The organism is Streptomyces sp. NBC_00454 (assembly GCF_041434015.1).
In the GTDB taxonomy this organism is placed as follows: domain Bacteria; phylum Actinomycetota; class Actinomycetes; order Streptomycetales; family Streptomycetaceae; genus Streptomyces.
In genome coordinates this window covers 464,297-481,017 of the sequence record NZ_CP107907.1, presented here as the reverse complement: position 1 = coordinate 481,017, position 16,721 = coordinate 464,297, and the positions used below count along the sequence as shown (strand labels likewise).

The 16,721-nt window shown below is 69.5% G+C and carries 14 protein-coding genes; 5 read left to right on the top strand and 9 right to left on the bottom strand.

Annotated elements, in window-relative coordinates; genetic code table 11:
- Nucleotides 1-74: 74 nt before the first annotated feature.
- The 7 genes from OHU74_RS02175 to OHU74_RS02145 form a co-directional block, all read right to left on the bottom strand.
- Nucleotides 75-2,351, bottom strand: a complete 2,277-nt coding sequence (locus OHU74_RS02175) for an ADP-ribosyltransferase domain-containing protein (protein WP_371614285.1) — start codon at nucleotides 2,349-2,351, stop codon at nucleotides 75-77.
- Nucleotides 2,352-2,482: 131 nt separating this feature from the next.
- Entirely contained in the window at nucleotides 2,483-2,815 is a 333-nt protein-coding gene (locus OHU74_RS02170; RefSeq protein ID WP_371614284.1) for a hypothetical protein, read from the bottom strand.
- Between the two features lie 152 nt (nucleotides 2,816-2,967).
- On the bottom strand, nucleotides 2,968-3,306 hold the full coding sequence (locus tag OHU74_RS02165) for a hypothetical protein (RefSeq protein ID WP_371614283.1): 339 nt from the start codon (nucleotides 3,304-3,306) through the stop codon (nucleotides 2,968-2,970).
- Nucleotides 3,303-3,551, bottom strand: a complete 249-nt coding sequence (locus tag OHU74_RS02160; RefSeq protein ID WP_371614282.1) for a hypothetical protein — start codon at nucleotides 3,549-3,551, stop codon at nucleotides 3,303-3,305. Before OHU74_RS02160 ends, OHU74_RS02165 begins: the two co-directional genes overlap by 4 nt.
- A 273-nt stretch (nucleotides 3,552-3,824) precedes the next feature.
- A complete protein-coding gene (locus OHU74_RS02155; protein ID WP_371614281.1) occupies nucleotides 3,825-6,473 on the bottom strand; it encodes a TIR-like protein FxsC in 2,649 nt (882 codons plus the stop codon).
- Complete coding sequence (locus OHU74_RS02150) at nucleotides 6,470-8,530, bottom strand: hypothetical protein (RefSeq protein WP_371614280.1); 2,061 nt, start codon at nucleotides 8,528-8,530, stop codon at nucleotides 6,470-6,472. The genes OHU74_RS02155 and OHU74_RS02150 overlap by 4 nt, the downstream gene beginning before the upstream one ends.
- A 26-nt stretch (nucleotides 8,531-8,556) precedes the next feature.
- Nucleotides 8,557-9,543, bottom strand: coding sequence for a hypothetical protein (locus tag OHU74_RS02145; protein WP_371614279.1), 987 nt, complete (start codon nucleotides 9,541-9,543; stop codon nucleotides 8,557-8,559).
- Between the two features lie 294 nt (nucleotides 9,544-9,837).
- Here OHU74_RS02145 and OHU74_RS02140 point away from each other — a divergent pair, with 294 nt between their 5' ends.
- From OHU74_RS02140 to OHU74_RS02120, 5 genes are all read left to right on the top strand, one after another.
- Entirely contained in the window at nucleotides 9,838-10,389 is a 552-nt protein-coding gene (locus OHU74_RS02140) for a hypothetical protein (RefSeq protein WP_371614278.1), read from the top strand.
- Between the two features lie 52 nt (nucleotides 10,390-10,441).
- Entirely contained in the window at nucleotides 10,442-10,657 is a 216-nt protein-coding gene (locus OHU74_RS02135) for a putative leader peptide (RefSeq protein WP_371619537.1), read from the top strand.
- A gap of 298 nt (nucleotides 10,658-10,955) precedes the next feature.
- Nucleotides 10,956-12,065 (top strand): aliphatic sulfonate ABC transporter substrate-binding protein, encoded by a 1,110-nt coding sequence (locus OHU74_RS02130; RefSeq protein WP_371614277.1) that lies wholly within the window; start codon nucleotides 10,956-10,958, stop codon nucleotides 12,063-12,065.
- A 99-nt stretch (nucleotides 12,066-12,164) separates the two neighbouring features.
- Entirely contained in the window at nucleotides 12,165-12,740 is a 576-nt protein-coding gene (locus OHU74_RS02125) for a TetR/AcrR family transcriptional regulator (RefSeq protein ID WP_371614276.1), read from the top strand.
- A gap of 87 nt (nucleotides 12,741-12,827) precedes the next feature.
- A complete protein-coding gene (locus OHU74_RS02120; protein ID WP_371614275.1) occupies nucleotides 12,828-13,616 on the top strand; it encodes an SDR family oxidoreductase in 789 nt (262 codons plus the stop codon).
- A 128-nt stretch (nucleotides 13,617-13,744) separates the two neighbouring features.
- On the opposite strand, the gene OHU74_RS02115 is transcribed toward OHU74_RS02120, so the two are convergent.
- Together OHU74_RS02115 and OHU74_RS02110 are read right to left on the bottom strand one after the other, a co-directional pair.
- Nucleotides 13,745-15,499, bottom strand: a complete 1,755-nt coding sequence (locus tag OHU74_RS02115; protein WP_371614274.1) for an FG-GAP repeat domain-containing protein — start codon at nucleotides 15,497-15,499, stop codon at nucleotides 13,745-13,747.
- Between the two features lie 245 nt (nucleotides 15,500-15,744).
- On the bottom strand, nucleotides 15,745-16,707 hold the full coding sequence (locus OHU74_RS02110) for an SDR family NAD(P)-dependent oxidoreductase (RefSeq protein WP_371614273.1): 963 nt from the start codon (nucleotides 16,705-16,707) through the stop codon (nucleotides 15,745-15,747).
- Nucleotides 16,708-16,721 lie beyond the last annotated feature (14 nt).

The window sequence follows — 16,721 nt, the reverse complement described above, 5'->3', positions numbered from 1 at the left end:
CCGATCGGGCAGTGGCTTGGCCGCCAGGCTGACCGAGTTGGCGCGCCGAAACAGGCGCGCGGCCCCAAGGGCGGTCAGGACACCAGCGGAGCCGCGTCCACCTCGGTCAGTCTGACCGTGCACAGCCCGCCGCGTTCGCTCTTGACGTCCGTCACCTTGAGCTGAGTGCCCGGAGTGAGGATGTACTCCTCCTCCCCGGTGAAGGCGGAGAAGCCCCTGATCCCGACCGCGTGGGCGGGCGTCACCTCGAAGAGGGTCCGCTTGCCGCGGCTCCCCAGGAAGGACCGGGCCACCTTCAGCTCGGAGGTGCACGAGGAGACGCCCCACCAGGTGACCGTCTGGCCCACCGGGTACTGCGCCCGCAGATCCAGAGACACACCGCGCCACAGCGGCTGCGTGTGTGCGGGTAGCCCGGACACCGCCGAGAACAGCAGCCGCAGGTACGGCAGGTAGGGCATGACCCTGGTGCGGTCCGCGGAGCGGAGGACCGCATTGATCTCGCGGTAGAAGGCGGATTCGCAGGTGTAGAGGTAGAGCGCGGCGATCGCGTCGGCGGACAGGCCGCCGGAGGTCTCGTCCGCCCGCCGTTTGCCGAAGTCGCGTGACCGGACTATGTGTCCGGCGAGCCCGGACAGCGTCTCGGCGACCGGTGCGACGGCGTCGTGGAAATCCATCAGCGGGGTATCGAACACGCCGGTGATCGCGGGGAGGACCAGGCCCTCGTCCTTGACGCTGGTGAGCCGCTCGAGGTACAGCTGGTGCAGGTTCATGGTCGACTCGATGAAGGTGCCCATGCGCGCCGCCACACCCGCGTCCGCACCGGCTGCCCCTGCGTTCCACCCCTTGCTCGGCAGCCAGTCGATCACATCGGCACCCAGCGAGGCGAGGGCCTCGTTGACCATGGCGAAGTGATCGCCCTCGCAGAAGATGTCTCCCTGCGCTGCCGGGTTGGTGTGGTCGATGTGCCGGACCTCGACGTCCGGGTACTTCTCCTGGAGCCGCAGGACGACCCCCTTCAGGTTGCGGGCGTGTGCCCCCCACCAGGCGAACACGACCCCGCGGTCCTCAACATCGGCGTCCTGCTTGGCCTTGAGGATCTCCTCGACGATCCGTTCGGCGACGGGCCGCCAGAACGCCGTGTGCTGCTCGGCACCCATCGCCCCGTCCCCACTGGCCGTGAGGGAAGCGTTCAGCAACAGCACGCCCTGCGTGAGCATCGCCTGGAACCACTCCGGCGGCTGGACGGTGTCCCGCTCCTTCAACAGCGCGCGGATGTCGGCGATGGGCGTCTTCTTGGCGATGCCGTACTTCCACATCGCCGCCGCCTTGATGATGCAGCGGATGCTGACGACCCTGCCGAACTGGCTGTCCTTCCAGTCGTTGAAGGCGTTGTCGAACATGGCTATGCCGGTCGCGCTCTCCGGCCGCGGGTAGGGGTTCTGGCCGAAGGCGACGACCTTCCACCTGTGCGGCGGATTGGGCTTGAGCGCCTGGAAGGTCAGCTCACGGACGGGGACGATCTCAGGGCTGCGGCCCTTCCCGATGAACCGGGCGGCGTCCGGCAGCGCCTCGATCACGGGTTTGAGGAGCGGAAGCCAAGGCTCCCCGCCACCGTCGAAGAGCTCGGTGAGGACCAGGGGGTCGTTCGCGTCGGAGTGGCTGGCGGGGTGGCAGGCAGCGACAGGCTCGGCGGCCTTCGGCGGCACGATGCGCACCCGTTCCTCAACGGGGGCGTTCTCGATGCCGTTGAGCTGAGTGATGATCGTGGCGGGCAACTCGTCGTCGTCTTCGAACCAGTGGTCATGGAAGAGCGTGTAGCCGGTCCACATCAGATTGGCGCACACCCTGGCCGGGACCCGACCGGTCTGCGCGCCCATCCCGACCAGCGCCACGGAGCGGATGCTGCCCGGCGCCAGCTGGTTCTGCCGGTGCACGGCTTGGAAGGCTGCGGCGCAGGCCAGCGCCACGTTCACCGTGGCACTCACGTTCTGCGAGGACCGCACCATGGTCGGCGTCGATATCAGGTACCGGGGGCTGTTCGCCCCCGACAGGACGCAGACCGCGCTGCCCACCGGGAGGGCTCCGGCGAACCGGTCGCGGATCGCGCGCTGTACACGGAGCTGAATCCCGGATCCGAGGTGGCGCTTGATGACGGCGTCGACCCCGCCGTCCATCCGCCCCTGTGAGTTCGTCGGGGTGACCCAGGCATCGACGTCCTCGTCGAGGATCGAGCCCCTGCGGATCTCGATGCCGGGGGTGTCCGCGAACGCGGCCCGCCATGCCTCCACCACGCGCTCGTTCACGTCTGTCAGTACCACCCTGAGCGTGGGCTGAACACTGCTCTCGATCATCGTCCACTCCCCGTCGAATACACCCCTTGCAACACCTCGAACCTAACCGCTACCACTGACAACGGCGCTCCGGAAAGCCGAGGCTGACCAGCCGTCATGGCTTCGGAAACGCGCCGCCGAACCGGCTGTGGCTACAGGGTGAGCGTCAGCAGGATCGTGGTGGCCGGCGGGAGGGGCGCGGCCCAGCCGGCCCAGTAGCCGGCCCTTGCCCAGACGGTGCGGTGCAACGGGAGCCGGGAGGCCACCACGAGGAGGGGCGTGGCGGTCCAGGACGCCCACCAGCAAGCGGTGACGACGGCCACGGTCTGAGGGTTTTCCTGTGTGGCCATCCCGGCGAGTGCTCCGAAGAGGAAGGCCACGGGGAGCATTGCGACGGTCAGCGCTGTGACCCACATCGCCACTCGGCGGGCGGCGGGAGTCTGGGTGGGGTGGCCGGGGTTCAGGGTGGCGGTCGTCTTGTGCATGACGACAGCCAAGCAGTTCCGAACGGCCGGCCGCACGGGCGGGCGTACTCAGGTCGGCGGGCCCCGGTACTCATCTTCCCGGGCGGCCGGCCGGGCCCCGGCGCCGGGCGGCGGGCGGCGGGTACCCGACCACGTGGATCGGCCACGCTGAATTAGGGTCCGTCCAGTACTGCGGCGAGCCCGCCGAAGACGGCGACGACCACCGTCGTGAGCGCCGCGCAGGTGAGGAGCACCAGCCAGCCGCCGATGATGCCCAGCAGCGCCGTGCCCCGCCCGTTTCGTCGCCGACGCAGGCGTCCGACGTGGCCGGTGACCACGGCGAGCAGTCCGCACACCACTGCCCCGATCAGGGTGAGTTGGGGAAGCATCCATCCGTAGAGGGTCAGGAAGCTCATCAGCAGTGCGACACCGCTCAGGGCGGTGTACGCGCTGAGCCGGGCCGGTCGGTTGACGGGCAATCCGGTCTCCGTCTGTCCAACTTCGTCGTTCATGCCGTCACCAGCGAGGGCCTGCCGCGGCGGGCCGCGAACAGTCCCGCGCACACCAACAGCGCCAGGGCGAACAGATTCCCGGCCGTGAGGAACGTCCAGCCGGGCCACCCGGGGGAGGCGTATCCGGCCTCGTACGGGGACGCCGCGCAGCTCGTGGTCGAGTCGCACACGATGTGCTTGCCCGCCCTCGCGATCAGGCCCCACAGGAGGCCGTAGAGGGACAACAGCAGTGAGCCGATCGTCATGACTGCCGGTACGGCATACCACCCGCCGTGCGGGCGACGCCGTGCGGGCGCCCCGGGCGAACCGTACAGATGTGCAGGCAACGCACGAGCCGGGTGCGTCGGACGCATCAAACGCCTCCGATGAATCGAGGTCAGGGACCCGCTCATCCTTGCCCGTCAACGGCCCGACGGCATGAGTGCGGATACTCAGATGCCCTGGCCGGCCGTGCCCCTCCCGGAGGGGAATGCCGATGGCGCCGGTTCGGTGAGGGGTGATGAACCCCGGCGCGAGGGTCAGTCCTCGTACGGCGGGTCCCCTTCCGCGTCGGGGAACTGGTCGAACGGAGGGGGCGAGGCGCTACCGTCGTCGGAGAGGCTGACCAACGGGCGCATCGGGCCCGTCAGCCGCGGCCGCTCGTCGCGGGTGTCGCCGACGGGCATGTACACCTGTGAGTGGCGGATGAACTGCTGGGTCGCGGCCTCGATGACCTGGGGCAGGATCTGGCCGAGCGTCTCCATGTTGGCCACGCCGTTGGCGGCGGCTCGGACGGCGGCCCGGCCCTGGCTCATCTTGACGGGCATGGTGTCCTCGAGCCGGTGGGCCAACTCGCTCTCCTTCGCGCGGCTCTGGTGGTCGTAGCGGTTCCACGGCACGACCACGTTGATCCACGGCCGGGACTCCTGGTCGAAGGCGGCCAGGCGCTGGCGGCGCTGTTCGTCCTCCACCGCCCACCGGTCGACGATCAGGATCTCGGGCCGGGTCGGCGGCTGTTTGGAGTCGAAGTGCACGGCCTCGTCGTCGAAGGAGCTGACCGTCACCTGGTAGTTGAGGTTGCGGATCAGGTCCTCGGTCACGTGGGCGATGGGCCGCTGGGACACCGGGTGGTACGGGTTCCAGTCCAGGGCGCTGTCCCCGTAGTACTCGGGACTGCGGCCTTGAGGCAGATCGTGCCGTGTGGGCGCGGCGACGACGATGTGGACCGAGCGGGAGGTCGTGTTGCCGAAGGCGCTCGGCACCAGCCGGTAGTCCAGGGGACGGATCGGCCCGAGCCGGGTGGTCTCGGCAACACGGACGATGCGCTTGGCGAGTTCGTAGACGGCTCTTTCGTACTGCTCGGCGTAACCGCGCAGTTTGATCAGGCCGTACAGCCCCTCGGTGACGTACCGCTCCCCGAAGGCGTTGTGGTTGAACTGCAACCGCTCGGCCGGCATCGGAAGTTGGGAGGGCGGAACCGGCACCCACAGTGCGGGAACGATGGCCTCGGCGGACTGGTTGCTGAGCGCCGCGTGATGGACGGCGCGCTGGGCGAAGGCGAACCACTCCTTCCCGCACATCTCGCTCGCGAAGTACCGCGGCGAGAAGAGGGGGACGAAGGTGCGGCAGGTGGCGAGCGCCGCACCGAGCCGTTCCGACCAGCCCTCACCACTGCGTATCTCCCGGTCCATGAAGCCGGCCTCGGCTCCGGCGGGCAGGTCCGTCAGTGCCATGACATGGCTGGAGAGGTCACGGAAGAGTCGCTCCACCCACATGTCGGGATCGGGTCCCCCCGCCCCGAACCTCGGTGTGTGCGCATAGCTCAGGAAGAAGTACGGCTGGATGTCCGGCCTGCTGCGGTGTCGGCCGAAACTCCTGGGCGGCAGCGTGTCGGTTGCGGGCTCCGCCACCGGAGCGACCGGAGCGACCGGGGTCACCGGAGCGACCGGGGCGGCAGGAGTGACCCGACTGCCGGGATCGAACGTGGCGGGCTCGGCCACCGGGTTCTCCGGGTTCGCCGGCTTCGCCGGGTGGGCTGCGGGCAGGCTGTCGTGCCGACCTGCGACGAGTCGCTCCGCGTACTGGGGCAGGCGCTCGCGCAGCAGGCGTACGTCCCGCACCCCGAGCGACGACCGGATGTGCTCCCGGACGCCGTCGCGGAAACGCAGTGTCGTCGGGTCGCCGCCGGTGACGGAGAGCAGCCCGCCCACGAGGACCTCGGCGATGTCGGCCGAAGTGGCCTCGGGCTCGAACGCTTCGGCGATCTCTTGGAGTTGTGGCAGATCGAGCTCCTCGTACGCCCCGCACAAGACCGTGAGCCTGGCCGCTCTGGGGGATGCCAGCATCAGGCAGGAAGCAGTCAAGGAGGCGGGCGTGCAACGGCATTCGTCCGGTGTGGGCGGATCCCATGCCGCGGGGCCGGGCACCAGAAGTGCGTCACAACCGTCGGCGGACTCCGCCGTCAGCGTCCGTGCCCACCGGCCCAAGGCGTGACCGGTCAGCGACATCACCGGAAGGGGGAGCCACGAGGTGCCTCCGGGCCCGGCCTCCGGCACACGGTCCGGCACAACATCGCCGTCCAGTACACGGTTGTCCCGTACACCGCCGTCCGGTGCGCCGCCGGGCCTTCTGTCCGCCAAGGCGTTCAGGAGGGGCGGCGGCTGGAAGAGGAGGTCGGCGTTGCTCGCCGCTGGTGCCGTGGGCGCTTTGACGCGGACGGCCGGCAGATCGATCCCGACGTGGCGCCAGAGTTTCGGGGGCAGGGGATTGATGAGTGCTGTGGGGGAGCGGTGCAGGAGGGCGTACAGACCCTGCCACCACGCCGGACTGCGCCACCGGGGGGCAGCGCAGTCCGAGACCAGGATCAGCACCCGGTGCACATCCGTGCCCCCCGCGCCCGCCGTTGCGATCGTCCCGGGACTCGCGGCCCAGGCCTGCGCCTCCGCCGCCGCGGGCAGGTCGCCGATCTGGACGCTGCGGAAGGCTCCGAGCCCGATCAGCGCCCGGGCGAACGCGTCCAGGTCATCACGCCATACCGCCATGGTCGGCGACCGGTCGATCAGGATCCTGGCGTGGATCCCGGTCTGTGGCCGCCCCGGCATGTCGCCCCCGGTTTCCCGCTGTTGGAAGGGGCGCAGGGCATCGGCCATGCGGGTGGCGGCATCGGTGGGGGAGGAGCGGCCGGTCATACGGACTCTCCGCTCGTGCCCGACACCCGGAACCGGTTGCAGAACGTCAGCCATTCCTGGTCGTCCCAGACCAGCCGCAGCACGGAGATGTCCTTGGCCGAGCCGCCGCTCCACTCGCACCGGTAGGTGTCCAGGAGGCTGTCGGGCAGGGTGCGCCAGTGCTCGTCCAGCTGTTCCCGGAGCGACACCGCGAAGTCTTCCGCTCCGTGCGGCCACATCAGTACGGGTGTGTAGGCGAGCAACAGGTCCAGCAGTCCTTCCGTGTCCGCGGTGGGCCGTTGGGCGAGGCCGATGGCGCCCGCACCGTACTGCCCGCGGGCCAGTAGCCGGCCCAACGCCTTCGGGTCGGCGGTCTCCTGGGCCGAGAGCCAGTCCAGCGGCGCGGACGCCTCGGTGTGGCTGTCGATCGCCTTCCAACGGGCCCTGATCGAAGCCTCGGTGAGCCTCAGCAGCCGGGACGGAGCCAGGCGCTCGCTCCAGTGCATCACCACGTCGTGGTGGACCCCGAGCCACAGTGCGGACCCGGACTTCTCGGGATGCCAAGTGACCAGCAGGGCGCTCGGAGCCGCCACGTGGACGCGGGTCAGGGGGAGTTGCAGACCGTCGGCCGCGCTGTGGGCCCACAGCAGGGCGTTGTCGAGAGCGTCCTCCACGCTCTCGCGGTCGATGGGCCGATCGGTCCCCGGAACGCAGCTGAACGTGTTGCGCTCGAAGATCTCGCCGTCCAGGAGCAGCCAGGTCTCCAGCGTCTCCGGCCAGGACCCGGCCATCGACGCGTGCAGACTCGTGACCAAGGACAGCCGCTGCTCGGCATGTTGACGCCGGGTGAACTCGACGGCGTCGTTGAGCTCCTGGCGGGCCTTGATCTCCTCCGCCCACCGGCCCAGTTCGGGGTCCTGATCGCTCCGTCCGGCCGCCCGCGCCAGGAGCAGTACGAACCGAGTGACCCACGACCGGCAGTCCTTGTGGGCGACGGGGTGGTCGAAGACCAGGTAGTCGAGCACCTTCACGTCGCTGTCGCACGGCGTGTCGGGGCTCGCGGGCAGCCGGCGCTCGCCCGCGAGCAAGGAGCCGAGGGCGCGGCGGATGCGCGGGGTCGTCAGTTCCGGGCCGATCCACGCGCGCAGGAACTCCACCGTGCGGACCGCTACGTACAGATCGTCGGCGGCCTTCATCGCCCGGTCCAAGGCACTGTCCGGCTCCGCCGGCCGCGATTCGTCCAGCCGGCGCAGGAGGGTCCGTACGTCCTGGGTGCCGTGTGCCCTCGGAACGGGTGCCGGCGGATTCAGCCCGCCCAGTGCGGAGGCGAGCTCCTCGGCCGCGAAGGGCCCGCTGAGGACGCCGGGGGACGTACCGCGATACCGGGGGTTGCGGGCGACCCAGAGAGGTGGGCGGGGGGACGGGTCGCCGTCGTGCTCCGTGAGCGTGATGTCCTGGCCCCTCACGTGCCTGCGCAGTTCCAGCGCGACGCGCTTCACCGACAGCTCCTCCTCGTCCACGGGAACGCCGGACCGCAGCACCGCGGCGAGCTGCCGGGAGAGGGCCAGGTCGTACGCGGGCTGGCTGGTGGACGAGGCCATGAGGAGCGACAGGCGCGTACGGCCGTTGCGGCTGCCCGCCGTCAGCTGGGCCGCAGCCGGGATCGCCCCGGCCGCATGACAGGTGTCGACGATGCCTATCAGCCCGGCCACGCCGTGGTGGTCCGCGGCCATCGTGACCAGAGCGCTCACGTCGACGGCCCCCCGGCGCATCTCGTCGACCGACTCGGAGGCCATCAGGTGGAGGGTTCCGGCCTGACCGACGACGAAGCCGTGCCCGAGCATGGCCAGTACCAGAACCGCGTTGCGCTCGGCGGCGTGCTCGACCGCCCCCTCCACCAGGCCCCGGATGCGCCCGCTGGTCAGACCGTCCCCGACGAACAGTGACCCGCCGTCGGGGAGGCCGGGAGAACAGTCGCCCAGCGCGCCGTCCCTGAGTACCTTGTCGAGCTCGAGAGCGGCCGGTTCGAGGGAGTCCAGCCGGGGCATCGACTCGCAGTGCGGTGCGACGATCAGCACGTGCCTGGGGGAGGCCGGCCCGACCATCACCGAGCCCCCGCCGCGCCCTCGCGCAGCGCCGCGGCGACCGGACCCGCCACTGCCGGCTGGGCGAGGTACTTCTGCGCCGGGTGCACCCACAGGCCGTCGGAGTCCACTCGTCTGCTGACGGGGGCGACCCCGTCAGCGTTGGGCGCCACGTCCTCCTCCAGGCGCGGCCGTACGGCGATCAGGTCGTCGCGGTCCCAGAAGTTGAGCCAGCTGCGCACCCCCGCGGGCGCCGCCGGCGGGCGGGGCCGCAGGTGCGGCCAGACGGCCGCACGCATGGAGATGGGGGAGCCGAGCGTGACGAACAGCGGAACGTCCCCCGGGTACTCGTGCAGCGCCTCAAGAGCGACGACCGTCCCGAGGGAATGCGCGACGACCAGGTTCGGGCCGTCCCCGAGCGCTTCGCCCACGCGCGCCCTGATCCGCTCGTCCAGGCTCCCTCCCGCCGCCTCGCTCTCCCCGCGCGCGAGATAGCGGGCCACCTGCGCGAGGTCGCGCACCATCAACTTGGGGGCGACCCACGTTCCTACGGAGCGCCACGGCCTGAGTTCCAGCAGCGTGGTGGCCACGTCCAGCGCCTTGCGCAGGATCTCGCCGCCGCCCTGCTGCTGGCGAACCCCGTACGCCGTCTGGGCGCGGGCGTGCTCCAGAACCTCCAGCTCGGCCGCCTTGCGATCGGGGTCGGTCTCCAGCTCGTTCTCCGCGACCAGAGACGCCACCACGTCGCCGAGCAGCCCGGCGAGGATCTCGGCCTCCGACGCGCCCGGACTCCACGAGCCCTCGCCCTGCGCCCCGGGCGCGGCGAAGAGGTCCCCGTAGTAGACGAAGCGCCGGCCGCCCGAGGCGTCCCCGAGCAGCCGCTCCGCCTGGTCCTCGTGACCGGCGGCGCACATCCCGGCGGCCAGGGCGGCGGACCATTGATCGAGCTCCTTGGCGGGGTCCCGGGGGCCGCCAATGCCGTGAACGAACACCACCCGTGCAGCCATCGCACCCTCTCCGTTGCCGCGACCACTCCGACCGTCACGACGTCACGCAGCCGGGACAAGGTTATGGCCGCGAACGGTGAGGACCACGCCTCGGGCGGAGCCGTATCGCAGCCAATGACCTTTTATCACAGGAGAGTTGATGCGTGCGGTCTGAATGGAAATCCTGCCTGCCGGTCCCTTGGCGGGTTGCGGCCGGGCCGAGCGGAATCCGAGGGTTACGGTGGTGTGCACGCAATGCAACGGAATGCACCGCACCGAACCGAACCGAACCGAACCGCACCGAGGATTCAGCCTTTGACTCCGTACTCCCTGGCGTTCTACGTGGACGTCGTCACCGCCGGCACCGTGCTCGGCGTGGGTCCCGCGGACTCGCCCGACCGCGTCACCGAGGTCCTCGGGGCGGACTTCGGCGAGAACACGTCCGACCAGGGCATGGTCCGCGACTACGGCCTCGTCGAGTTCTACTGGGACCGGGCTTGCGCCGACGACCCCTGGTCGGGCCACCACTACACCTTGCAGGTGCACCGGCTCGCGCACCGGGACCGCACCCTCGTGGACGGTGTACTCCGCGCCCGGTACGGGCGGTTCACCCCCAGGCTCCGGTTCGAGAAGCTGCGACGCCTGCTGGAGCGGCGCGGCGTCCCGCTGCTGGAGATCCCGGAAATCCCGGCGAACGCCCCGTACTTCCGTACCTTCTGGCAGCCCGCTTCCCAGGTGGCCGTCTCCGTCATCGGCGCCTGTGGCGAGTACAGGACGCCGGACAAGCTGCGGGTCGGCGACGTCTACAGCATCCAGGCCCCGATGGCGGCCGAGGAAGTGGAGTGGCGGAGGTCCCGGGCCGGGTAGCCGGGGACGGCGGCCGTAACCCTGGCTATCCGGCCACTTGCGTGTTTCGCGCGTGTGCCGGCCGCATGTGCTCGTCCATCATGTGGGCAAGCTCTTGGGCGGGCGACTCCCGTCTGTCAAGATTCCTGGCAACCAGGTGAGAAAACTAGGGAGTTGCGAGGTGGCCGTGCGAACACCGCACCATCCGCGCCGTCTGCTGCCCCCGCTTACCACCCGTCGGCACATCGACCTGGTTCGGACGTCCAGCGCCATCTGTCAGCCTGCCTGACGTCCTCCGTAGGGCCTGGCTCCACGTGCAGTGGACCGTTGTGCGCTTCGCCTTCCCGCTCTCCGTCAGCCGGGCAGCCCTTCGTCGGACCTCACCGTCCGCGCCACCTTCGCGCGCGGCGTGCGATGCGCAGCGGCTCGACGTCCACTCCGTGGTCTCCGCGACACCCTTCCACTTCTCGGCCGGCTACGGCGTTTCAGCACCGGCGGCGGGGAGTGGGTGCCGTGCGTGCCGATGACGTCGCATCGTGCGTCTCTCCCTGCCTTCCCGAACGCCCACCCCGTGAAGGGACACCTTCGTGTCTGCCGCAAGACCGCTCAGCACCCTGCGAGCCATCGCCGTAACAGCGGCGCTTCCCCTCTTACTCACGGCCTGCGGCTACCAGGCCGAGGCGAAGAAGGGGGACGGGAAGACAAACCTCGCTGCTGATGCCGACAAGCCGCTGTCGGCTTCCGAGGTCCGCATCGGCTACTTCCCGAACCTGACGCACGCCACCGCTCTGGTCGGCCTCCAGGAAGGGCTGATCCAGAAGGAGTTGGGCTCCACGACGATCAGGCCGCAGACCTTCAATGCCGGTCCGTCCGAGATCGAGGCGCTCAACGGGGGCTCTCTCGACATTGGTTTCATCGGTCCCTCGCCGTCGATCAACGGCTACGTGAAGTCCAAGGGTTCGAACCTGCGGATCATCTCCGGCTCTGCCTCGGGTGGCGTGAAGCTGGTGGTGAACCCGGAGAAGATCAAGACTCTGGATGACCTCAAGGGCAAGAAGATCGCCACTCCGCAGAAGGGGAACACGCAGGACGTCGCGTTCCTCAACTGGATCGCCGAAAAGGGCTGGAACGTCGACCCCGAGTCCGGCAAGGGCGACGTCTCCGTCGTCCGCACCGACAACAAGGTCACCCCGGACGCCTTCAAGCAGGGCTCCATCGACGGCGCCTGGGTGCCGGAGCCCACCGCCTCCAAGCTCGTCTCCGACGGCGGCAAGGTCCTTCTCGACGAGGGCTTCCTGTGGCCGGAGAACAAGTTCGTGATCACGAACATCGTCGTGTCGCAGAAGTTCCTCAAGGAGCACCCGGATGTGGTCGAGGCCGTGCTGCGCGGCACGGTCAGGACGAACGGGTGGATCCACGCCCATCAGGACCAGGCGAAGGTTTCCGCGAACACCAAGCTCGCCGCGGACACCGGTAAGCCGCTCGAGGCGGAGGTCATCCGCCCGGCGTGGCCGAGCTTGGCGGTCACCGACGACCCGCTGGCTGCGACGCTGAAGAAGCAGGCCGACCACGCGGTCAAGGCCAAGTTCATCGAGCAGCCCGACCTGAACGGCATCTACGACCTGCGGCTTCTGAACAAGGTACTCAAGGCGGCGGGCAAGCCTGAGGTCTCCGACGCCGGTCTCGGCGCCAAGTAGGTCAGTAGCTGCCCGAGCCGATGCGGTTCGACGGTGCTGCGCAACCGGATCAGCACCCGAGTTCTTGACCTTCGGGTCAAGAATCGATAGCGTGAGGTCATGGGCAGGCCGAAGAACTTCGAACCGGACGTGGTCATCGCGCAGGCGATGGAGGCTTTCTGGACCAATGGCTACGCCGGCACCTCCCCCGCCGATCTCGCGGAGGCCACCGGGGTGGCCAAGGGGAGCCTGTACCACGCCTTCGGATCCAAGCGTGAGCTGTTCGGCAAGGCCCTCGAGCTCTACGATCGCGCCGGCTCCGAGATGACCGAGGAGCTCCTCGCGCGGCCCGGTGCGACCAGGGAGTGCATCCGCGACTACCTGATCTTCCTGGTGGATACGGACCTGAACGGGCCCGTCAGGCGTGGCTGCCTCGGCGCCAACACCGCGCTGGAGCTCGGCGGTCGGGACGAGGAGGCCACCCGGGCGGTTCAGCGCATGGGGCAGCACACCATCCAGCTCCTCACCGCCCGGATCGAGCAGGGGCGACGCGACGGTGATGTCGCCCCGGAGGTCGACGCCGGGGCGCAGGCCCAGTTCCTCCTGAACACGATCGTGGGGCTGCGCGTCATGGCCAAGTCGTTCGACAGGCCGATCTTGCACGGGATCATCGACACCGCCCTGGCGGGTCTCTGATCCACGATGCCCCCGACGGGGGCATTTTTTACGCCCTAGTTTTTGACCTGTAGTTCAAGAAAACCTGCAGTCACAGGAAAGAGAGTCATGGACCTCGGAATCACGGGCAAGACCGCCATCGTCACCGGCGCGGGCCGAGGCATCGGCCTCGCCATCACCCAGGCGCTGGCCGCAGAAGGCGTCCGGGTGGTGGGCGCCGCCCGCACCATCACCCCCGAGCTGGAGAAGGCCGCAGCCGCCGCCGTGTCGGTCGACCTGAGCACGCGCGACGGGGCGACGAGGGTGGTCGAGGAGGCGATCAACGCGGTGGGCGGGATCGATTTCCTGGTCAACAACGTCGGCGCGGGCGACCCGGACAAGCTGTCCCTGGGCGGCTTCCTCGACGTGGACGACGAGCAATGGCAGGCCGTCTTCGACCTCAACCTGTTCAGCGCGGTCTGGACGACCCGGGCGGCACTGCCGAGCATCCTGGAGCGCAGGGGGTCGATCGTCAACATCTCGTCGATCAACGCGCGCGTGCCCGCCGGTTCACCGGTCGGCTACGCCGAGGCCAAGGCGGCGCTGAACCAGCTCAGCAAGCGGCTCAGCGAGGAACTGGCCCCGCGCGGGGTACGGGTCAACACCGTTTCCCCCGGCTTCGTCGCGAGCCCGCTGTGGACCGACCCGAACGGCTTCGGCGGCAAGGTGGCCGACGCCTACGGTGTCAGCCACAGCGATCTGCTCGAGAGCATTCCCGGCCAGTTCGGCCTCGCCTCGGGACGCATCACCACGCCCGAGGAGGTGGCCGACCTGGTCGCCTTCCTCCTGTCCGAACGTGCCGCCAACATCCACGGCGCCGACCACGTCATCGACGGTGGCACCCTCAAGGCCGGCTAGTGCCGTGACCGGAAAGGTTCGCCGGGTCGCGACGCCCGGCACGGACGCGGGCCCGCCCGTCGGCTGGTGCCGGTGGACGGGCCCGCGCCGTCGCTGATCGTGGACCGGCCGCCGGGCGGCCGGGGGAGTCAGATCATGTTCTTGTAGATGTTCCAGCCTCTGCCGAACAGCACCCGGGCGGTGAAGGTCGCGGTGCCGGCGTTGCCCGTTGAGGTGTACAGGTACATGTCGCCGTTCGGGAGGCGGCCGAGCACGTCGCCCTTGCTGTCGCCGTCGATGTCGCCCGGCACGAGCAGCGTGTCGTACACGTTCCAGCCGGTGGCGACCTGCTCCGGGGCGGCGAACGGCGCGGTGGACGTCCCCGTGCCCTTGTAGAGGAACACCCTGCCGGAGGTGTCCCGGGCGATCACGTCGGGCCGCCCGTCGCCGGAGTAGTCGCCTGCGCCGACGACCGCGTTGTAGGCGTTCCAGCCGGTGCCGACCTTGATCCGCGTGCCGAGCTTGGTCTCCACCGCGCCGTCGCCGGGGTGCAGCCACAGGACGCCGGCGGAGTCGCGGCTGAGCAGGTCGCCCTTGCCGTCGCCGGTGAGGTCACCTGGGCCGACCATGAGCGTGTAGTTCCACGTCGTGCTGACCTTCAGGCCGCGGATGTACAGATCGCTGCCGATGTTCTGCACGTAGCTGGCGTGGTTGTGGCTGTTGAGCGCGGTGGCGTAGGTGTTGCGGGAGCCGGGCGTCTCGGTGCCGACCGCCATCGGCGGCGTCACGTAGGTGCCGTTGGCCAGGGCGTAGTACTTGGCCAGCGTGTTGTTGGACTCGGTCATGAGGTTCTGTGACTTGCCGTAGAGCTGAGTGGTGCCCGCGCCGACCATGAACCTGTTGAGTTCCCACCCGCTGCCGTGGTAGACGGGTGCGGCGAACTTGCCTCCGCCGATCGACTTGTAGAAGTACTGCAGGCCGTCGCGATTGCGGGCGATCAGGTCGCTCAAGCCGTCGCCGTCGACATCGTCCGGGCCGCTGATCACGTTGTACGTGTTCCAGCCCGTGCCGACCTTGACGCGGGGCTTGAGCGGGGCGGTGGCACTGCCGGATCCCTTGTGGAACCACAACTCGCCGGTCAGGGTGCGGGTGAAGACGTCGCCGAGGCCGTCGCCGTCGACATCGCTGGCACCGACGATCTGGTCGTAGATCCCCCAGCCGGAGCCGACCTTGACCCGCGTGTTGAAGGGTTTGCTGACGCTCCCGGTGCCGGTGTACAGCCACAGGTCGCCGACGTGGTCGCGGGCCAGCAGATCGGGGTGGTGGTCGCCAGTCACGTCGCCGGTGGCCACGAGGCGGTTGTACTTCTGCCAGCCGCCCCCCGACCACAGGGGCGCCGACGTGCCCTTCAGACCGGTCTCGTAGAGAGTGAGTACGCCGTCGAAGGAGAGGGAGAGCAACTCGGCCTTGGCCGTGCCGCCGACGTCGCCGACCGGCAACAGGTCCTTGTACGAGGAATCGGGGTCGGTCTTGGAGATCGTGTAGTCGCCCCAGTCGGAGATCGACGACAGGTAGACGCCCATGCTCTGGTCGTACTCCACGACGATCATGTCGCTGATGCCGTCGCCGTCGACGTCGTGCCGCGGCAGGGCCGCGGCAGCCACCGGTGCGGAGGGCGTGGCGCGGTCGGGCATGACGACGGTCGGGTGCCCGCCGTCGCCTCGCGGCGAGGCGCTGGAGGCCGACTCCGTTGTCGGGGCGGCCGCGGGCCGCGCGAGGGCCGGTGCGGGCGCCAGGGACTGCGGGGCGGCGGTGCTCGGGGCGGCGGAGAGGACGCCGGCGGCCAGGGCGAGTACGCCTCCGGCGGCCAGGGCGCGCAGTCGTCCGCGGTGCGGTGAAGTCAAGATCCCTCCTGAGGATCGAGCCGTAAGGGCCTGCCGGGGCACGTGCTGCCGTGTGCCCTGGAATACGCGTCCGTGCGTGAACGGGCCCCACTTCGTCTGTGCGGCGTATGCCGTGCCACTGACAGGGGGGTGGGGTCGATTGGCATCGACTCCGTTTGTTAGATGCCTAGTTGATGTGCCGGGCCGATCCTTTCGTGCTGGTTGGGAGGGGCGTCGGCGTGCGAGGAGTAGTGAACCCGGCAGCCTCACGTACCGCTCGGCCGGATCATCTTCCTGCCCGCCGTGCTTCCGCCGTCCACGGTGATCGACGCACCCGTCATGTAGGGGAAGTCGTCGGACGCGAGCCCGAGCACCGCGCGCGCGATCTCCTCGGCTTCGGCCATTCGTTCGAGGCCGTCGACGTTGAGCGGTCCCCACGCCTGCTTGTACTTCGCCCAATCCGCGTCCGGGATTCCCGGCGGGCGGACGAAGGGGGTGTCGGTGGTGCCGGGCAGCAGGGCGTTGAGCCTGATTCCCTTGGGTCCGTACGCGAGGGCTGCGGACTTCACCATGCCCTGTACCGCCCGCTTGCTCGCGGTGTACGCGGCGCTGTTCGGCCGCGCCTGTTCGGCCGCTGATGACGAGGTGCAGATGATGACGCCGTGCTGCGCCTTGAGCATGTGCGGAATCTCGTACTTGATCGCGAGGAACACGCCCCGGGCGTTGGTGGCCAGGACGTCGTCCCACTCCTCGACGCTCATCTCGTGGGGCAGTTTGCCGCTTCCGATGCCGGCGTTGTTGAAGGCGACGTCGATGCCGCCGTAACGGCTCGCGACCCGGTCCACGAAGCTGCGCACTTGGACGTCCACGCGGACATCGGCCTCGATGTACGTGGCTTCGCCGCCCGCGTCCCGGATCTCGCGTTCCACCTGGCGTCCCAACTCGGCTCGTCTGCCACAGAATCCGACATGGGCGCCCTCAAGGGCGAACGCCTTGGCCGCCGCCCTGCCTATGCCGGATGTGGCGCCCGTGATGAGCACGGACTTTCCCTGGAAGCGGCCGGCCCTGGTGTGGGACCTCGATGGGGCGCCGTTCGCGTGGGCGGTGGTGCCGAAGGCTGTGCTCCCCAGCCCCAGAGCGGCCGCACCGCCGAGGAGGGACCGCCGTCCCATGGTGGTGGGTTCTGCGTCCGCGTTGGCACTCGTGGCCGTATGTGCGTCGGTATCCATGTCGCTCACCCTCG